We start from the raw sequence: 12,709 nt of genomic DNA, 5'->3' as shown, positions 1-12,709 counted from the left end.
AAGCGTTACTCATCTTCGTCGTGCACGGATTGCTCTTTAACAATACGCACCATATCAACGCGATAGTCGTTGGCTTCAACAATGGTAATGCTCAACGGGGGCAGTTCGATCACATCCCCCACGCGCGGGATCTGCCCGTTCACGGCGATGACCAGACCGGCCACGGTGGCAATGTCTTCTTCATCGTTGACCACGTTTTCCAGCCCCAGCGTATGCGAAAGCGCGTGCAGGTCAGTGGTACCTTTCACCAGCCAGCCTTCACCATCGGCCACGATTTCCGGTGTTTCGTCCTCATCCGGGAACTCACCGGCAATGGCTTCAAGCACGTCCAGCGGCGTGACCAGCCCCTGCACCACACCGAACTCGTTGGTGACAATCACGAAGCTGCCGCGGGCACGGCGCAGAACGCCAAGCAGGTTGATGGGGTCCAGCGTTTCCGGTACCACGATAGCCGGTGAGGCGGCGGCGATGGCTTCGACGTCAACGCCCTCTTCCAGCGCGACCAGCATCTCTTTGGCACGCACGACACCGATGATCTCATCCAGCTCACCACGACACACCGGGAACAGGCTGTGCGGTGAAGAGAGCAGCTGCTGACGAATTTCATCAACGCTCAACCGGGAATCTACCCAGCTGATCTCGCCGCGTGGGGTCATGATGCCGCGTAGTGAACGGGAGGCCAGGGAGAGAACGCCGTTAATCATATAACGCTCTTCTTCCACAAATGCCCCTTCCGGCACCGGAACCGGGTTACGGTTCTCGGTGTCACTCTGCACATTCACCTGACGGCGACCGCCCATCAGGCGCAGGATGGCATCCGCGGTGCGGGCACGCAGCGGCTGATTGGACTGCTGCTTAATAAAGTTACGGCGTGCAATCTGGTTAAACAGTTCGATCAGGATCGAGAAGCCAATCGCGGCATACAGATAACCTTTCGGAATATGGAAACCGAAACCTTCCGCAACGAGGCTCAGACCGATCATCAGCAGGAAGCTCAGACACAGCACCACGACCGTCGGATGTTGGTTCACAAAGCGGGTCAGCGGTTTAGACGCCAGCAGCATAACCGCCATGGCGATAACCACCGCCGCCATCATCACCGGGAGATGGTTCACCATACCCACCGCTGTTATCACCGCATCAAGCGAGAAGACGGCATCCAGCACCACGATCTGCAGCACCACAACCCAGAAGCTGGCATAGCCTTTGCCATGACCATCGTCGTGCTGACGGTTCTCCAGCCGCTCGTGCAGTTCTGTCGTTGCTTTAAAGAGCAGGAATATCCCCCCGAGCAGCATGATCAAATCGCGGCCAGAAAAGGTGAAATCCATGACGGTAAAGAGCGGTTTTGTCAGGGTGACCATCCACGAGATCACGGACAGCAGCGCCAGACGCATAACCAGCGCCAGCGAGAGGCCGATCAGACGCGCTTTATCACGCTGTTTTGGCGGCAGTTTGTCCGCGAGGATGGCAATAAACACCAGGTTATCAATGCCGAGAACGATCTCCAGCACCACCAGCGTGAGCAATCCCACCCAGATTGACGGGTCCATTAAGAATTCCATGACAAGCTCCTGCTAAAGGAATGACGAAACGGTGCCCCACTCAATGTGGGCAAAACAGCGGTAAACAGAGTCGATACGTGGCGAGGATCGCCGGTGAACAAGGCGCGAAGTGGCCTGATAGATGACTGACGTCGGTGACGGTCCATATAGTGGGCTGTAGCCCTATACTCCTGATCAATTAAACGGAGGCTAAACATATCAGAGACATTACGTTTTTAGCAAAGATTTACGTTCCTTTGCAAAAACGTGAAAAGGCAGAATTTGTGTTGAGTAATTTCTGATTTTCGAAACCTAAATTACGGATCTTCATCACATAAATTATTTTTTCACTATCTAAAATAATTCGCGTAAGTCTGAGCTTTTTTAACTCTAACCCTTATCTGAATCGATTCGGTTCGCCAATACGATTCTCAGTACGTCTGCCTGGCAGAGGTATTAATGATAATAAAAGGAGGTAGCAAGTGACCATTGCTATTGTCATAGGCACACATGGTTGGGCTGCAGAGCAGCTACTCAAAACAGCAGAGATGCTGTTGGGCGAGCAGGAAAACGTCGGCTGGATCGATTTCGTTCCCGGTGAAAACGCCGAGACGCTGATTGAGAAATACACGGCTCAACTGTCGAAGCTGGATACCAGCAAAGGCGTGCTGTTTCTCGTTGATACATGGGGCGGCAGCCCGTTCAACGCTGCCAGCCGCATTGTCGTCGATAAAGAGCACTATGAAGTTGTCGCCGGGGTCAATATTCCGATGCTGGTGGAAACCTTCATGGCACGCGACGACAATCCGGCTTTTGATGAGCTGGTTGCCCTGGCGGTCGAAACCGGTCGCGAAGGCGTGAAAGCGCTGAAGGCACAGCCGGTTGAAAAACCCGCACCGGCGGCTGCCGCGGCACCGAAAGCCGCTGCCCCCGCAAAACCGATGGGCCCGAACGATTATATGGTGATTGGCCTTGCGCGCATCGATGACCGTTTAATTCACGGCCAGGTGGCAACGCGCTGGACCAAAGAGACCAACGTTCAACGTATTATCGTGGTCAGCGACGAAGTGGCCGCCGACACGGTGCGTAAAACCCTCCTCACCCAGGTTGCTCCTCCGGGCGTTACCGCGCACGTGGTGGATGTCGCCAAGATGATTCGCGTCTATAACAACCCGAAATATGCCGGTGAACGCGTGATGCTTCTGTTCACTAACCCGACAGACGTCGAGCGCATTGTTGAAGGCGGCGTGAAAATCACCTCCGTGAACATTGGTGGTATGGCTTTCCGTCAGGGCAAAACGCAGGTCAACAACGCGATTTCAGTCGATGCGAAGGATATCGAGGCATTTAACAAGTTGAATGCTCGCGGTATTGAACTGGAAGCCCGTAAGGTTTCCACGGACCCGAAACTGAAAATGATGGATTTGATCGGCAAAGTTGGGAAATAAGCCCGCGCCGGTTTTTCACATAAAGATTATGCAATAGGAGAAGTACAATGGAGATTACCACTCTTCAGATTGTGCTGGTGTTCATCGTCGCGTGTATTGCGGGTATGGAATCCGTACTTGATGAATTTCAGTTCCACCGCCCTCTGGTGGCCTGTACGTTGATTGGCGCCGTTCTCGGTGATATGAAAACCGGTATCATCATCGGTGGTACCCTGGAAATGATCGCCCTTGGCTGGATGAACATCGGTGCGGCGGTTGCGCCCGATGCCGCGCTGGCGTCCATTATTTCAACCGTGTTGGTTATTGCCGGTCATCAAAGCATCGGTGCCGGTATCGCTCTGGCAATTCCGCTGGCTGCCGCAGGCCAGGTACTGACCATTATCGTTCGTACTATCACCGTGGCTTTCCAGCACGCGGCGGATAAGGCGGCCGAAAACGGCAACCTTACGGCGCTCTCCTGGATCCACGTCTCGTCCCTGTTCCTGCAGGCGATGCGTATCGCTATTCCTGCCGTTATCGTCGCTATCTCCGTAGGCACCAGCGAAGTTCAGGGCATGCTCAACGCCATCCCTGAAGTGGTCACCAGCGGTCTGAACATCGCCGGTGGTATGATCGTGGTGGTTGGTTATGCGATGGTCATCAACATGATGCGCGCAGGCTACCTGATGCCATTCTTCTACCTGGGCTTCGTAACCGCGGCGTTCACCAACTTCAACCTGGTTGCTCTGGGTGTGATTGGTGCGGTAATGGCAATTCTCTACATCCAGCTCAGCCCGAAATATAACCGCGTTGCGGGTGCCCCAGCGCAGGCTGCTGGTAATAACGATCTCGATAACGAACTGGACTAACAGGTGAGCGAAATGGTTGATATGACTAAAACTACCCCTGAGAAGAAACTCACTCCGGGTGATATTCGTGGCGTGTTCATCCGTTCTAACCTGTTTCAGGGTTCATGGAACTTCGAACGTATGCAGGCCCTGGGCTTCTGCTTCTCCATGGTACCGGCGATCAAACGCCTCTACCCGGAGAACAACGAAGCACGTCGCCAGGCGATTAAGCGTCACCTGGAATTCTTTAACACCCATCCTTACGTAGCAGCACCGGTACTGGGCGTTACCCTGGCGATGGAAGAGCAGCGTGCAAACGGCGCAGAGATCGACGATGGTGCCATCAACGGTATTAAAGTCGGTCTGATGGGTCCGCTGGCAGGCGTAGGTGACCCGATCTTCTGGGGTACCGTTCGTCCGGTCTTTGCAGCGCTGGGCGCGGGTATCGCGATGAGCGGCAGCCTGCTCGGTCCGCTGCTGTTCTTCATCCTCTTCAATGCGGTGCGTCTGCTTACCCGTTACTACGGCGTGGCGTACGGTTACCGTAAAGGGGTGGATATCGTTAAAGATATGGGCGGCGGCTTCCTGCAAAAACTGACAGAGGGGGCGTCAATCCTCGGCCTGTTTGTGATGGGGGCGCTGGTTAACAAGTGGACGCACGTGAACATCCCGCTGGTGGTTTCAACCATCACCGGACAGGATGGGCAAACCCGTGTGACCACCGTGCAGACCATCCTTGACCAGTTGATGCCTGGCCTGGTGCCGCTGCTATTGACCTTCGCCTGTATGTGGCTGCTGCGTAAGAAAGTGAACCCGCTGTGGATCATCGTTGGCTTCTTCGTCATCGGTATCGCGGGCTACGCTGTTGGTCTGTTGGGCCTGTAAAGCTTTATGTTATACGCCGGGGGCTTGCCCCCGGTTTTTTTATCTGGAGGATGAATGACTGTCACGGACACCGTACTGGTTTTGTTTATTGTTGCCCTTCTGGCTTACGCGATCTATGACGAGTTCATTATGCCTCGCCGCCACGGCGAGACGCTGCTGACCCTTCCCCTCTTACGCCGTGGACGCATTGATGCGTTTATCTTCGCCGGTCTGGTGGTCATCCTGATTTACAATAACGTGACCAGCCATGGTGCAATATTAACCACATGGTTATTATGTGCGCTGGCATTAATGGCGATTTACCTGTTCTGGATCCGTTCGCCAAAACTCATTTTTAAAAAACACGGATTCTTCTTTGCCAATGTCTGGATAGAATATAACCGCATTAAAGAGATGAATTTATCTGAAGACGGGGTGCTGGTGATGCAATTAGAACAGCGCCGCCTGCTCATTCGGGTCAAAAATATAGATGACCTGGAAAAGATATACAAATTACTCATTAAAACTCAATAAGTTATATTTATGGCATCGGCTATATTCCGTGTTAACGTTGCTCACGAAATATAGCCATAGCTATATTCCATTCTTTTTATCCTTCCTATTTTTTAACGCTATTTTTACGAATAAATCTAAATGAAAATCGTTATCAACAAGATAATAAAATAATACCCCCGCTGTTGTTGTTTTATATTCTCAAAATATGTTAAGGTTGCGCCCGTCGTTGGGGAGTAGCTAATTTCCTGTACTCAGGAAATGTACGTGTCAACATACTCGTTGAAAAACGTGGCGCGTACGGATCGTTTTCTGCACATCATTGTGCGACGGTCAGGCGAGACCATAGATACATCAACTGCTGTTTACTGGGGGCAGTGATGTGTCATATGGATATCTCCCGGTCTGGACGCTTGTATGAACATCTCCGCCACCATTCTTCTCGCTTTCGGCATGTCCATGGATGCTTTTGCTGCTTCCATCGGAAAAGGTGCCACACTCCATAAACCAAAATTTTCTGAAGCGCTGCGCACAGGTCTGATTTTCGGTGCTATCGAAACCCTGACGCCGCTTATCGGCTGGGGCCTGGGTATGCTGGCCAGCCAGTTTGTACTGGAGTGGAACCACTGGATTGCGTTTGTGCTGCTGGTGTTTCTCGGCGGACGAATGGTGATTGAAGGATTCCGTGGCAGCAGCGATGAAGATGAAGAGCCTCAGCACCGCCACGGTTTCTGGCTGCTGGTCACCACCGCAATTGCCACCAGCCTTGACGCGATGGCCGTCGGTGTTGGTCTGGCCTTCCTGCAGGTGAATATCATTGCCACCGCGCTGGCCATTGGTTGCGCCACACTGATTATGTCCACCCTGGGCATGATGGTTGGCCGTTTTATCGGCCCGCTGCTGGGTAAGCGAGCCGAGATCCTGGGCGGGATCGTGTTAATCGGTATTGGTGCCCAGATACTCTGGGCACACTTCGCGGGTTAACCTTCGCGCTGCCAGCAGTGGATGCTGAAATCCGTCTGGCAGCGAAACGTGGCCTGTTCAGCCAGCGTCTCCCGGACAGCCGGTTTTGCCCGCCAGGCAAACGGCGTCATTTGCAGTAACGCCACGGCTTCATCCCCTGTCAGATCCATCTCATACGCTACGGTTTCTTCCTGCCTGAGCACAAAACCAGCCAGTTGTTCTGAATGGGGAGCATGCAGGCGAACCTCGTCATAAATCAGCCCTTTCAGCTCCATCAGATGACGTGGTCCAGGCGTGACGGTTATCAACCACCCGCCGGGTTTCACCACCCGGGCCAGCTCTTCTGCCTTACAGGGAGCATAAATACGCACAACGGCATCCATGCTGGCATCTTCAAACGGCAGCCGGTGGCTTGAGGCCACGCAGAACATCACCCCCGCGTAGCGTTTTGCCGCTGCGCGAATCGCCGCTTTCGACACGTCCAGACCCGTCGTCTGCGCGCCCTTCCCGGCGGCAATCTCGGCAAACCTTGCGGTGTAATACCCTTCACCACAGCCGATATCCAGCAGAGCGGAGGCACTCTGCGTCAGCGTGTGGTCCAGCAGCTGCGCGACACTCTCCCTTAGCGGCTTGTAATGTCCGGCATCCAGAAAGGCACGTCGCGCCTGCATCATCTCTGCGCTGTCGCCCGGATCGCGGGAGCGTTTATGCTGTACCGGCAGAAGATTCACATACCCCTCTTTCGCCATATCAAACTGATGTCCCTGCGGACACGCATAACTTTTCTCAGAACGCGTCAGGCGCGCGTGACAAAGGGGGCAACTGAAGGGCATGACAACTCCGGGGCATAAATCAAAGGGCGAAGTGTACCGCTATTCGCCCCGTTATAAAACGCCAGGGTTAACGCATGACGATAAGGTGGCCGGAATCAGCCGGCAAGCCATCCGGTTTCACGTTCTCCAGGCGCAGCACATTCCCCATGATCTCACTGAAAACTGGCGCTGAAACGGCACCACCATAATAGGCACCGTTCTGCGGATCGTTTATGACCACCACCAGCGCAAAACGCGGGTCGCTGGCAGGCGCAACGCCTGCGGTATAGGCGACATACTTATCGACGTACTTGCCACTGTCATCAATCTTTTTCGCCGTACCGGTTTTGACCGCCACCCGGTAATCCCGTACCGCGGCCTTCACTCCTCCACCGCCCGGAAGCGCCACGCTTTCCATCATGTGTTCCACTTCATGGGCAATCTTTTCTGGCATGACTCTGTGGCCTATCACCGGCGGGTCGATACGGGTGATCGAGAGCGGGCGCTCAAGCCCATACCCGCCAATGGTGGCGTAGACATGGGCCAGTTGAAGGGGCGTCACCATCAGGCCGTAGCCGAAGGCAAAGGTTGCCCTGTCGAGTTGACTCCAGAATTTACGCTGCGGCAGTAACCCTGAGCTTTCGCCCGTTAAACCCAGCCCGGTATTGGTGCCAAAGCCAAAGTTCCGGTAGGTATCGATAAGATGCTGGATGGGCATCGCCAGAGAGAGACGGGAAACACCGGTGTCGCTCGATTTTTGCAGGATCCCGGTCATCGTCAGTTCCGGGTAGTAACCCACATCACGGATACGGTGACCGTCAAGGGTATACGGATGGGTATCAATGACGCTGTCCGGTTGCACCAGCCCCTGCTGCAATGCCGTCATCAGAACCAGCGGCTTAACGGTGGAGCCGGGTTCGAAGGTATCGCTAATGGCACGATTACGAAAATCGTTTAACGTTGCACCTTCACGGTTGTTTGGGTTGAAATCGGGATAGCTCGCCATGGCGAGTATTTCCCCTGTGGGGATATTGATCAGGACCGATGCACCCGACTCGGCTTTATTCCAGGCAACCGCATTATCAAGCGCGTCCTCGGTGATGGTTTGCAGACGCTCGTCAATGCTCAACTGGATATTATGCGCAGGAACGGGCGCCACTTCGGTCAGGTTTTCCACCACGCGTCCATAGCGGTCCTCCCTCACCTGCCGGACCCCGGCCTTCCCCATCAGCTGCGCGTTGAAGCTCTTCTCTACGCCTTCAATCCCCTGACCATCAATATTGGTAAAACCAATAAGGTTTGCGGCCACATGGCCTGCCGGATAAAAACGCCGGGACTCATCGCGCAGGTTGATGCCCGGCAAATTGAGTTTATCGATCCACTGCGCCTGAGCAGGATCCACCTGACGGGCAAGGTAAATGAAGCGTCCCTGCGGATTACTGTTAATGCGAGATGCCAGCGTGCTAAGGGAGAGATGCAGCGCACTGGCCAGCGCCTGCCAGCGGTCATCAAACCCAACCCCACCTTTTGCCAGCACCGTTTTGGGGTCGGCCCTGACGGGCACACTCACCGCCAGCGGACGGCCTTCACGATCCATGATCATGCCACGCGGTGCATCAATCGCCACCTCACGCAGCGATCGCATATCTTCCTGTTTTACCAGATTGTCAGGTTTAATAATCTGCAGCCAGGCAACGCGTCCCAGTAAAAATGCCAGGCTGCAAAAAATAGCAAAACAGAGCAGAGCAAAACGTGCCGGGGTGAAACTGCCGGCACTCGGTATCATTTTCTTCTTCACCTGAACCCCAGGGCTGTTGAACAACGCCCTGATTTAACGGGAAAAGCCGCTGTGGAGGGGGGAAAACAGTGCTAATAATCTCGTAGCTTTGCAACAAGTTACTAACAGAGACAGGGATGGTAATATTTTGAAAGATAAGGCATATAAAAAAGCCCCGCGTTTGCGAGGCTTTATGTCTGAGATTGAAGTGCTACGCGCTTCAGTCAGCAGCGGTTCGATCAGATAGCAGTTACGTTAACTGCAGCTGGGCCTTTCTGGCCGTCCTGAATTTCGAACTCAACGTTCTGGCCTTCAGCCAGAGTTTTGAAGCCGTTACCCTGGATTGCAGAGAAGTGTACGAACACGTCTTTGCTGCCGTCAGCAGGAGTAATGAAACCAAAACCTTTAGACTCGTTGAACCACTTAACTTGACCTTTAATCTTTGCCATTTGCAAAATTCCTTAGAGTGTTTTCTTAGCCCGCAGGCATTGACTGAGATAAAACTGAGACATTACTGCTTGAGGCACTAATATAAGGTTCGGCAGAGAAGCGGTATTCAACGACAACGTGTTTACTCAGGACTTCTTTACTGAAAATGCCACACATAAACAGAACTGTACCTCGTTTGACCCAAAACGTGTTATCACACACTATGTTTAATATGGCAAGCCATTTTTAAACATGTCTCGATCCGCCGCACAAATTCGAACACAGCCTGTAAGGATTTGCACATTTATGCTTACCGCGTACAAACCAGTCCTCGTCCTTATACAGACTCAACGTTGCTTTCACACCCGCTGTAATCAAAGACTTTTTTAACATAGCTCAATCATTACAATGCGTCCAGCAACCCACGAAAGAAAGCCGGAAACAGTGATTGATTTAGAACATTTTGTGAAAAGTTATGCTCAAATCATTGTAACGCAACTGTATTGTTACAAAGAAAATACACAGCTAATAAGCCCGGCCAAACTGTGTTAAAAATCACCAGATAATAAAAATGTTATGCACCAAAATAATGAAATTTTTATGACTCTGCCTCAAAAGAAGGCAAGCAAAACGTTTCGATAAAAATAAAACATTAGATAGTGGCTTTAATAGCAGAATATATGCAACAAATCATCGCTTCGCTTACAAGGATAAATATTCACCAATTTTCAGTATCCTGAAGGAATTATTAACCGGTGCTAAATTAACAAGCGCGTCAGTTAACTCTCTGACTGGTTCATCAAGTGATTCATCCGCCAGTTCAAACACGCCCCAGTGAATGGGAAAGGCTAAGGGACTTCCCAGTTGCTGCCACAATGCGACGGCAGATTGCGGATCCATATGGTGTACCGCCATGAACCATCTTGGTGCATAGGCGCCAATGGGCAACGCGGCGGCGTCGATTTTGCCCAATCGTTCCGGGATCAAAAGCAGCTCCGGAGAGTAGCCCGTATCGCCGCTAAACCAGAAACGGCGGTGTCGCCCCTCAAAGACCCAGCCACACCACAGAGAGCGATTGCGGTTCCAGAATGTTCGCATGCTCCAGTGCTGTGCCGGAACGGCGGTCAGCGTTATCCCCTGCCAGGTGATACTCTGCCACCAGTCGAGCTCAACGATGCGCCTTGCTCCCCGGCGGCGAAACCACTGTGCAAGTCCTAACGGCACGAAGAAACTGACGTCGGGAAAGCGCTTCAGGATACGGCGAATGGTCGCGTCATCAAGGTGATCGTAATGATTGTGGGAGATAACCACTGCATCAAGCTGCGTGAGTTGTTCCACAGAGAGAGCGGGAGGCGTTCTGCGCAGGGGCCCCAGGAACGGTACGGGAGAGGCGCGTCGGGAAAACACCGGGTCGGTGAGAAGAGTATTGCCGTCCATTTGCAGCAGCATACTCGCATGCCCCAGCCACCATACCCCATCTTCATGAGGTTGATTAAGCGACACGGGCTGCCACCACTGGCGGATAAAGTCGTCATAACCGAGCGCAGGAGGTTTGGGCAAACCGGCTTCTTTACGCGCTTTACGCCAGCGCTCAAGGTCGCCGGGCTGATGCCCAACGGGACAGGTATTCTGAAAACCGTTCGGCGTGTGATGCTTCAGGGAGGCGTCATGCCAGGGATTTTTCCAGACCACAACCACCTCCCAGGTCAGAAAGATTAACGCTCTGCCACCAGACGGATAAAGTCGTCTTTGTCGTCGCTCTCTTCCGCAGCAGCCTCTTTCGCCGTCTCTTTCTCTTCTGGTTCGTTAGCCTCACACAGACGGCGTAACAGCGCATTCTGACGCTTTTGCTGATCGAGCAGCGCTTCCAGCAGTTCGATTTGCTCGTTCGTCCGGGAGCTCGCACGGTTCACGAAAAACCAGATGACAAGTCCCACCAGCAAAACAACGACAGAAACCATCAGGGATGCCATATTCAGCAGCCCTGAATTCAGTAACTCACCCATTTCACCACCTCAATAAAAACGCTCATTTTACCACTGGCGCGAAGGAAGGAAATCACCTTAAGAAAAAATGCCTGTTACCACGGAATAAACTTATTGATTGCGCAAACGCCGCTAAAAAACTGTACATCCTGATCGCACATCACATTGATCGTCTGCGTCCACAACACCACGCATGCAATCAGCACGATAACCAGAATTACCCAGCGTATTTTTTTCACTCCACACTCCGTCTTAACACCTGTTGCATACAGGTTATCACGGTTATCTTAAACAAGGACTAACTGTAACGCCTGTAAGCCCTTTTCAGAATCATGCACTTGTTTCATAGAGTAAACCGTTTAGTCTTGAGGCATGACAACAAAGATAAAGAGGCAATGATGCATTTAATCATTCGAACAATTATTGCACTGGCCGTAGTATGGATTGGCCTTTTATTAACCGGATATGGCGTGCTTGTGGGGAGCACCGAAAACGCAGCTGGATTAGGTATCCAGTGTAAATACCTGACCGCCCAAGGAATGAGCACCGCCCAGTACCTGCATTCTGATAGCGGGATCATCGGTTTAACCAACTGCCCGGTTCTGCGTAAAACTTCTGTCGTCATTGATAACGGTTAATTACCCTTTTTTACGACCGATAAAAAACGCCGCAATGTCTGCGGCGTTTTTTTATGCTGAGAGGGGTTAAAACGGATACGCGTTATAGCCCATCTGCTCAGAAATCTTACGCGCGGCGGTATGAAGAATAGCAACATACTCATGCAGACGTTCTTCTGAGAAGCGCAGCGTCGGGAAGGAGATACTCAAGCCCGCAATCACCACACCAAAGCGGTCAAATACCGGCACACCAATGCAGCGCAGCCCTTCTTCCTGCTCTTCGTTATCTTCGCCATAGCCCTGCTCACGTACCTTATCAAGCACCGTCAGCAGTTCGTCCGTGCTGGTGATGGTACGCTGGGTGCTGCGTTTGTACTCCACCCCATCCAGAATCTGCTTCACTTCTTCACGGTCGCGCCAGGCCAGCAGAACTTTGCCGATAGCCGTGCTGTATAACGGATTGCGACGCCCGATGCGAGAGTACATGCGCAGGTTATACATAGAGTCAATTTTATGGATGTAAACAATGCTGTCTTCATCCAGAGCACCCAGGTGAATGGTTTCTTTGGTCAGACGAGAGAGCTCACGCATCTGGATATCTGCACTACGCACCAGGTCAACGTTTTGCAGCGCACGAGCACCTAATTCGAACAGTTTCAGCGTCAGAGAATATTTTTCAGACTCGCCTTCCTGCGCGACATACCCCAGTGACTTCATGGTTTGCAAAAAGCGATAAACGGTGCTTTTCGACATCATCACACGCTGCGACAATTCTGTAATACCAATTTCACGCTCTTCTCCGAGAGCCTGCAGGATGCCAAACACCTTCAGCACGGAAGAAACAGAATCGGGTTGTTTATCCAAATCTGCAATTGCCATTCATCACCTCATAGAGAGTGTTTTATAAAAATCAGAACCGGTTTTTATTAT

The 12,709-nt window shown here is 52.3% G+C and carries 15 protein-coding genes and 1 pseudogene; 6 read left to right on the top strand and 10 right to left on the bottom strand.

Annotated features, from left to right (window positions below; genetic code table 11):
* Nucleotides 1-5: 5 nt before the first annotated feature.
* On the bottom strand, nucleotides 6-1,565 hold the full coding sequence (yoaE, locus tag ACOTZF_RS13270) for a CNNM family cation transport protein YoaE (RefSeq protein WP_013096133.1): 1,560 nt from the start codon (nucleotides 1,563-1,565) through the stop codon (nucleotides 6-8).
* Entirely contained in the window at nucleotides 1,553-1,711 is a 159-nt protein-coding gene (locus ACOTZF_RS13265; RefSeq protein ID WP_371412169.1) for a protein YoaL, read from the bottom strand. Before ACOTZF_RS13265 ends, yoaE begins: the two co-directional genes overlap by 13 nt.
* A gap of 315 nt (nucleotides 1,712-2,026) precedes the next feature.
* Here ACOTZF_RS13265 and manX point away from each other — a divergent pair, with 315 nt between their 5' ends.
* The 5 genes from manX (at nucleotide 2,027) to mntP (ending at nucleotide 6,180) form a co-directional block, all read left to right on the top strand.
* Complete coding sequence (manX, locus tag ACOTZF_RS13260) at nucleotides 2,027-2,992, top strand: PTS mannose transporter subunit IIAB (RefSeq protein WP_038419895.1); 966 nt, start codon at nucleotides 2,027-2,029, stop codon at nucleotides 2,990-2,992.
* 47 nt (nucleotides 2,993-3,039) lie between these two features.
* Nucleotides 3,040-3,840 (top strand): PTS mannose transporter subunit IIC, encoded by an 801-nt coding sequence (gene manY / locus ACOTZF_RS13255; protein WP_003859914.1) that lies wholly within the window; start codon nucleotides 3,040-3,042, stop codon nucleotides 3,838-3,840.
* Between the two features lie 12 nt (nucleotides 3,841-3,852).
* Nucleotides 3,853-4,704, top strand: a complete 852-nt coding sequence (locus ACOTZF_RS13250) for a PTS mannose transporter subunit IID (RefSeq protein WP_006175979.1) — start codon at nucleotides 3,853-3,855, stop codon at nucleotides 4,702-4,704.
* Between the two features lie 54 nt (nucleotides 4,705-4,758).
* Complete coding sequence (locus ACOTZF_RS13245; RefSeq protein ID WP_013096131.1) at nucleotides 4,759-5,217, top strand: DUF986 family protein; 459 nt, start codon at nucleotides 4,759-4,761, stop codon at nucleotides 5,215-5,217.
* A 396-nt stretch (nucleotides 5,218-5,613) separates the two neighbouring features.
* Nucleotides 5,614-6,180, top strand: a complete 567-nt coding sequence (gene mntP, locus ACOTZF_RS13240; RefSeq protein WP_129252447.1) for a manganese efflux pump MntP — start codon at nucleotides 5,614-5,616, stop codon at nucleotides 6,178-6,180.
* On the opposite strand, the gene rlmA is transcribed toward mntP, so the two are convergent.
* From rlmA to mgrB, 7 genes and pseudogenes are all read right to left on the bottom strand, one after another.
* On the bottom strand, nucleotides 6,177-6,992 hold the full coding sequence (gene rlmA, locus ACOTZF_RS13235) for a 23S rRNA (guanine(745)-N(1))-methyltransferase (protein WP_129252445.1): 816 nt from the start codon (nucleotides 6,990-6,992) through the stop codon (nucleotides 6,177-6,179). The genes mntP and rlmA overlap by 4 nt on opposite strands.
* 67 nt (nucleotides 6,993-7,059) lie before the next feature.
* Nucleotides 7,060-8,757, bottom strand: coding sequence for a peptidoglycan glycosyltransferase FtsI (gene ftsI, locus ACOTZF_RS13230; RefSeq protein WP_129317585.1), 1,698 nt, complete (start codon nucleotides 8,755-8,757; stop codon nucleotides 7,060-7,062).
* A gap of 230 nt (nucleotides 8,758-8,987) precedes the next feature.
* Entirely contained in the window at nucleotides 8,988-9,197 is a 210-nt protein-coding gene (gene cspE / locus ACOTZF_RS13225) for a transcription antiterminator/RNA stability regulator CspE (RefSeq protein WP_001062678.1), read from the bottom strand.
* Between the two features lie 12 nt (nucleotides 9,198-9,209).
* Nucleotides 9,210-9,354: pseudogene (locus ACOTZF_RS13220) on the bottom strand (DUF2627 domain-containing protein).
* 525 nt (nucleotides 9,355-9,879) lie between these two features.
* On the bottom strand, nucleotides 9,880-10,869 hold the full coding sequence (locus ACOTZF_RS13215; protein WP_129317584.1) for an MBL fold metallo-hydrolase: 990 nt from the start codon (nucleotides 10,867-10,869) through the stop codon (nucleotides 9,880-9,882).
* A 23-nt stretch (nucleotides 10,870-10,892) separates the two neighbouring features.
* Nucleotides 10,893-11,183: a YebO family protein gene (locus tag ACOTZF_RS13210; protein ID WP_023620462.1), complete on the bottom strand. Its 291-nt coding sequence runs from the start codon at nucleotides 11,181-11,183 to the stop codon at nucleotides 10,893-10,895.
* A gap of 74 nt (nucleotides 11,184-11,257) precedes the next feature.
* On the bottom strand, nucleotides 11,258-11,401 hold the full coding sequence (gene mgrB / locus ACOTZF_RS13205) for a PhoP/PhoQ regulator MgrB (RefSeq protein WP_013096124.1): 144 nt from the start codon (nucleotides 11,399-11,401) through the stop codon (nucleotides 11,258-11,260).
* Nucleotides 11,402-11,560: 159 nt separating this feature from the next.
* On the opposite strand from mgrB, the gene ACOTZF_RS13200 reads away from it, so the two are divergent.
* Nucleotides 11,561-11,800 carry a YobH family protein gene (locus ACOTZF_RS13200; protein ID WP_013096123.1) on the top strand — a complete coding sequence of 80 codons (240 nt, stop codon included), beginning with the start codon at nucleotides 11,561-11,563 and terminating at the stop codon, nucleotides 11,798-11,800.
* A 66-nt stretch (nucleotides 11,801-11,866) separates the two neighbouring features.
* Here the strand turns inward: ACOTZF_RS13200 and kdgR are convergent, their stop codons facing one another.
* Nucleotides 11,867-12,658, bottom strand: coding sequence for a DNA-binding transcriptional regulator KdgR (gene kdgR / locus ACOTZF_RS13195; RefSeq protein WP_013096122.1), 792 nt, complete (start codon nucleotides 12,656-12,658; stop codon nucleotides 11,867-11,869).
* Nucleotides 12,659-12,709 lie beyond the last annotated feature (51 nt).

Source organism: Enterobacter cloacae complex sp. SHL021, from assembly GCF_049237765.1.
GTDB classification, from domain to species: domain Bacteria; phylum Pseudomonadota; class Gammaproteobacteria; order Enterobacterales; family Enterobacteriaceae; genus Enterobacter; species Enterobacter cloacae.
Note: the sequence above shows the minus strand (reverse complement) of the source record. Positions and strands in the feature narration are given on the sequence as shown.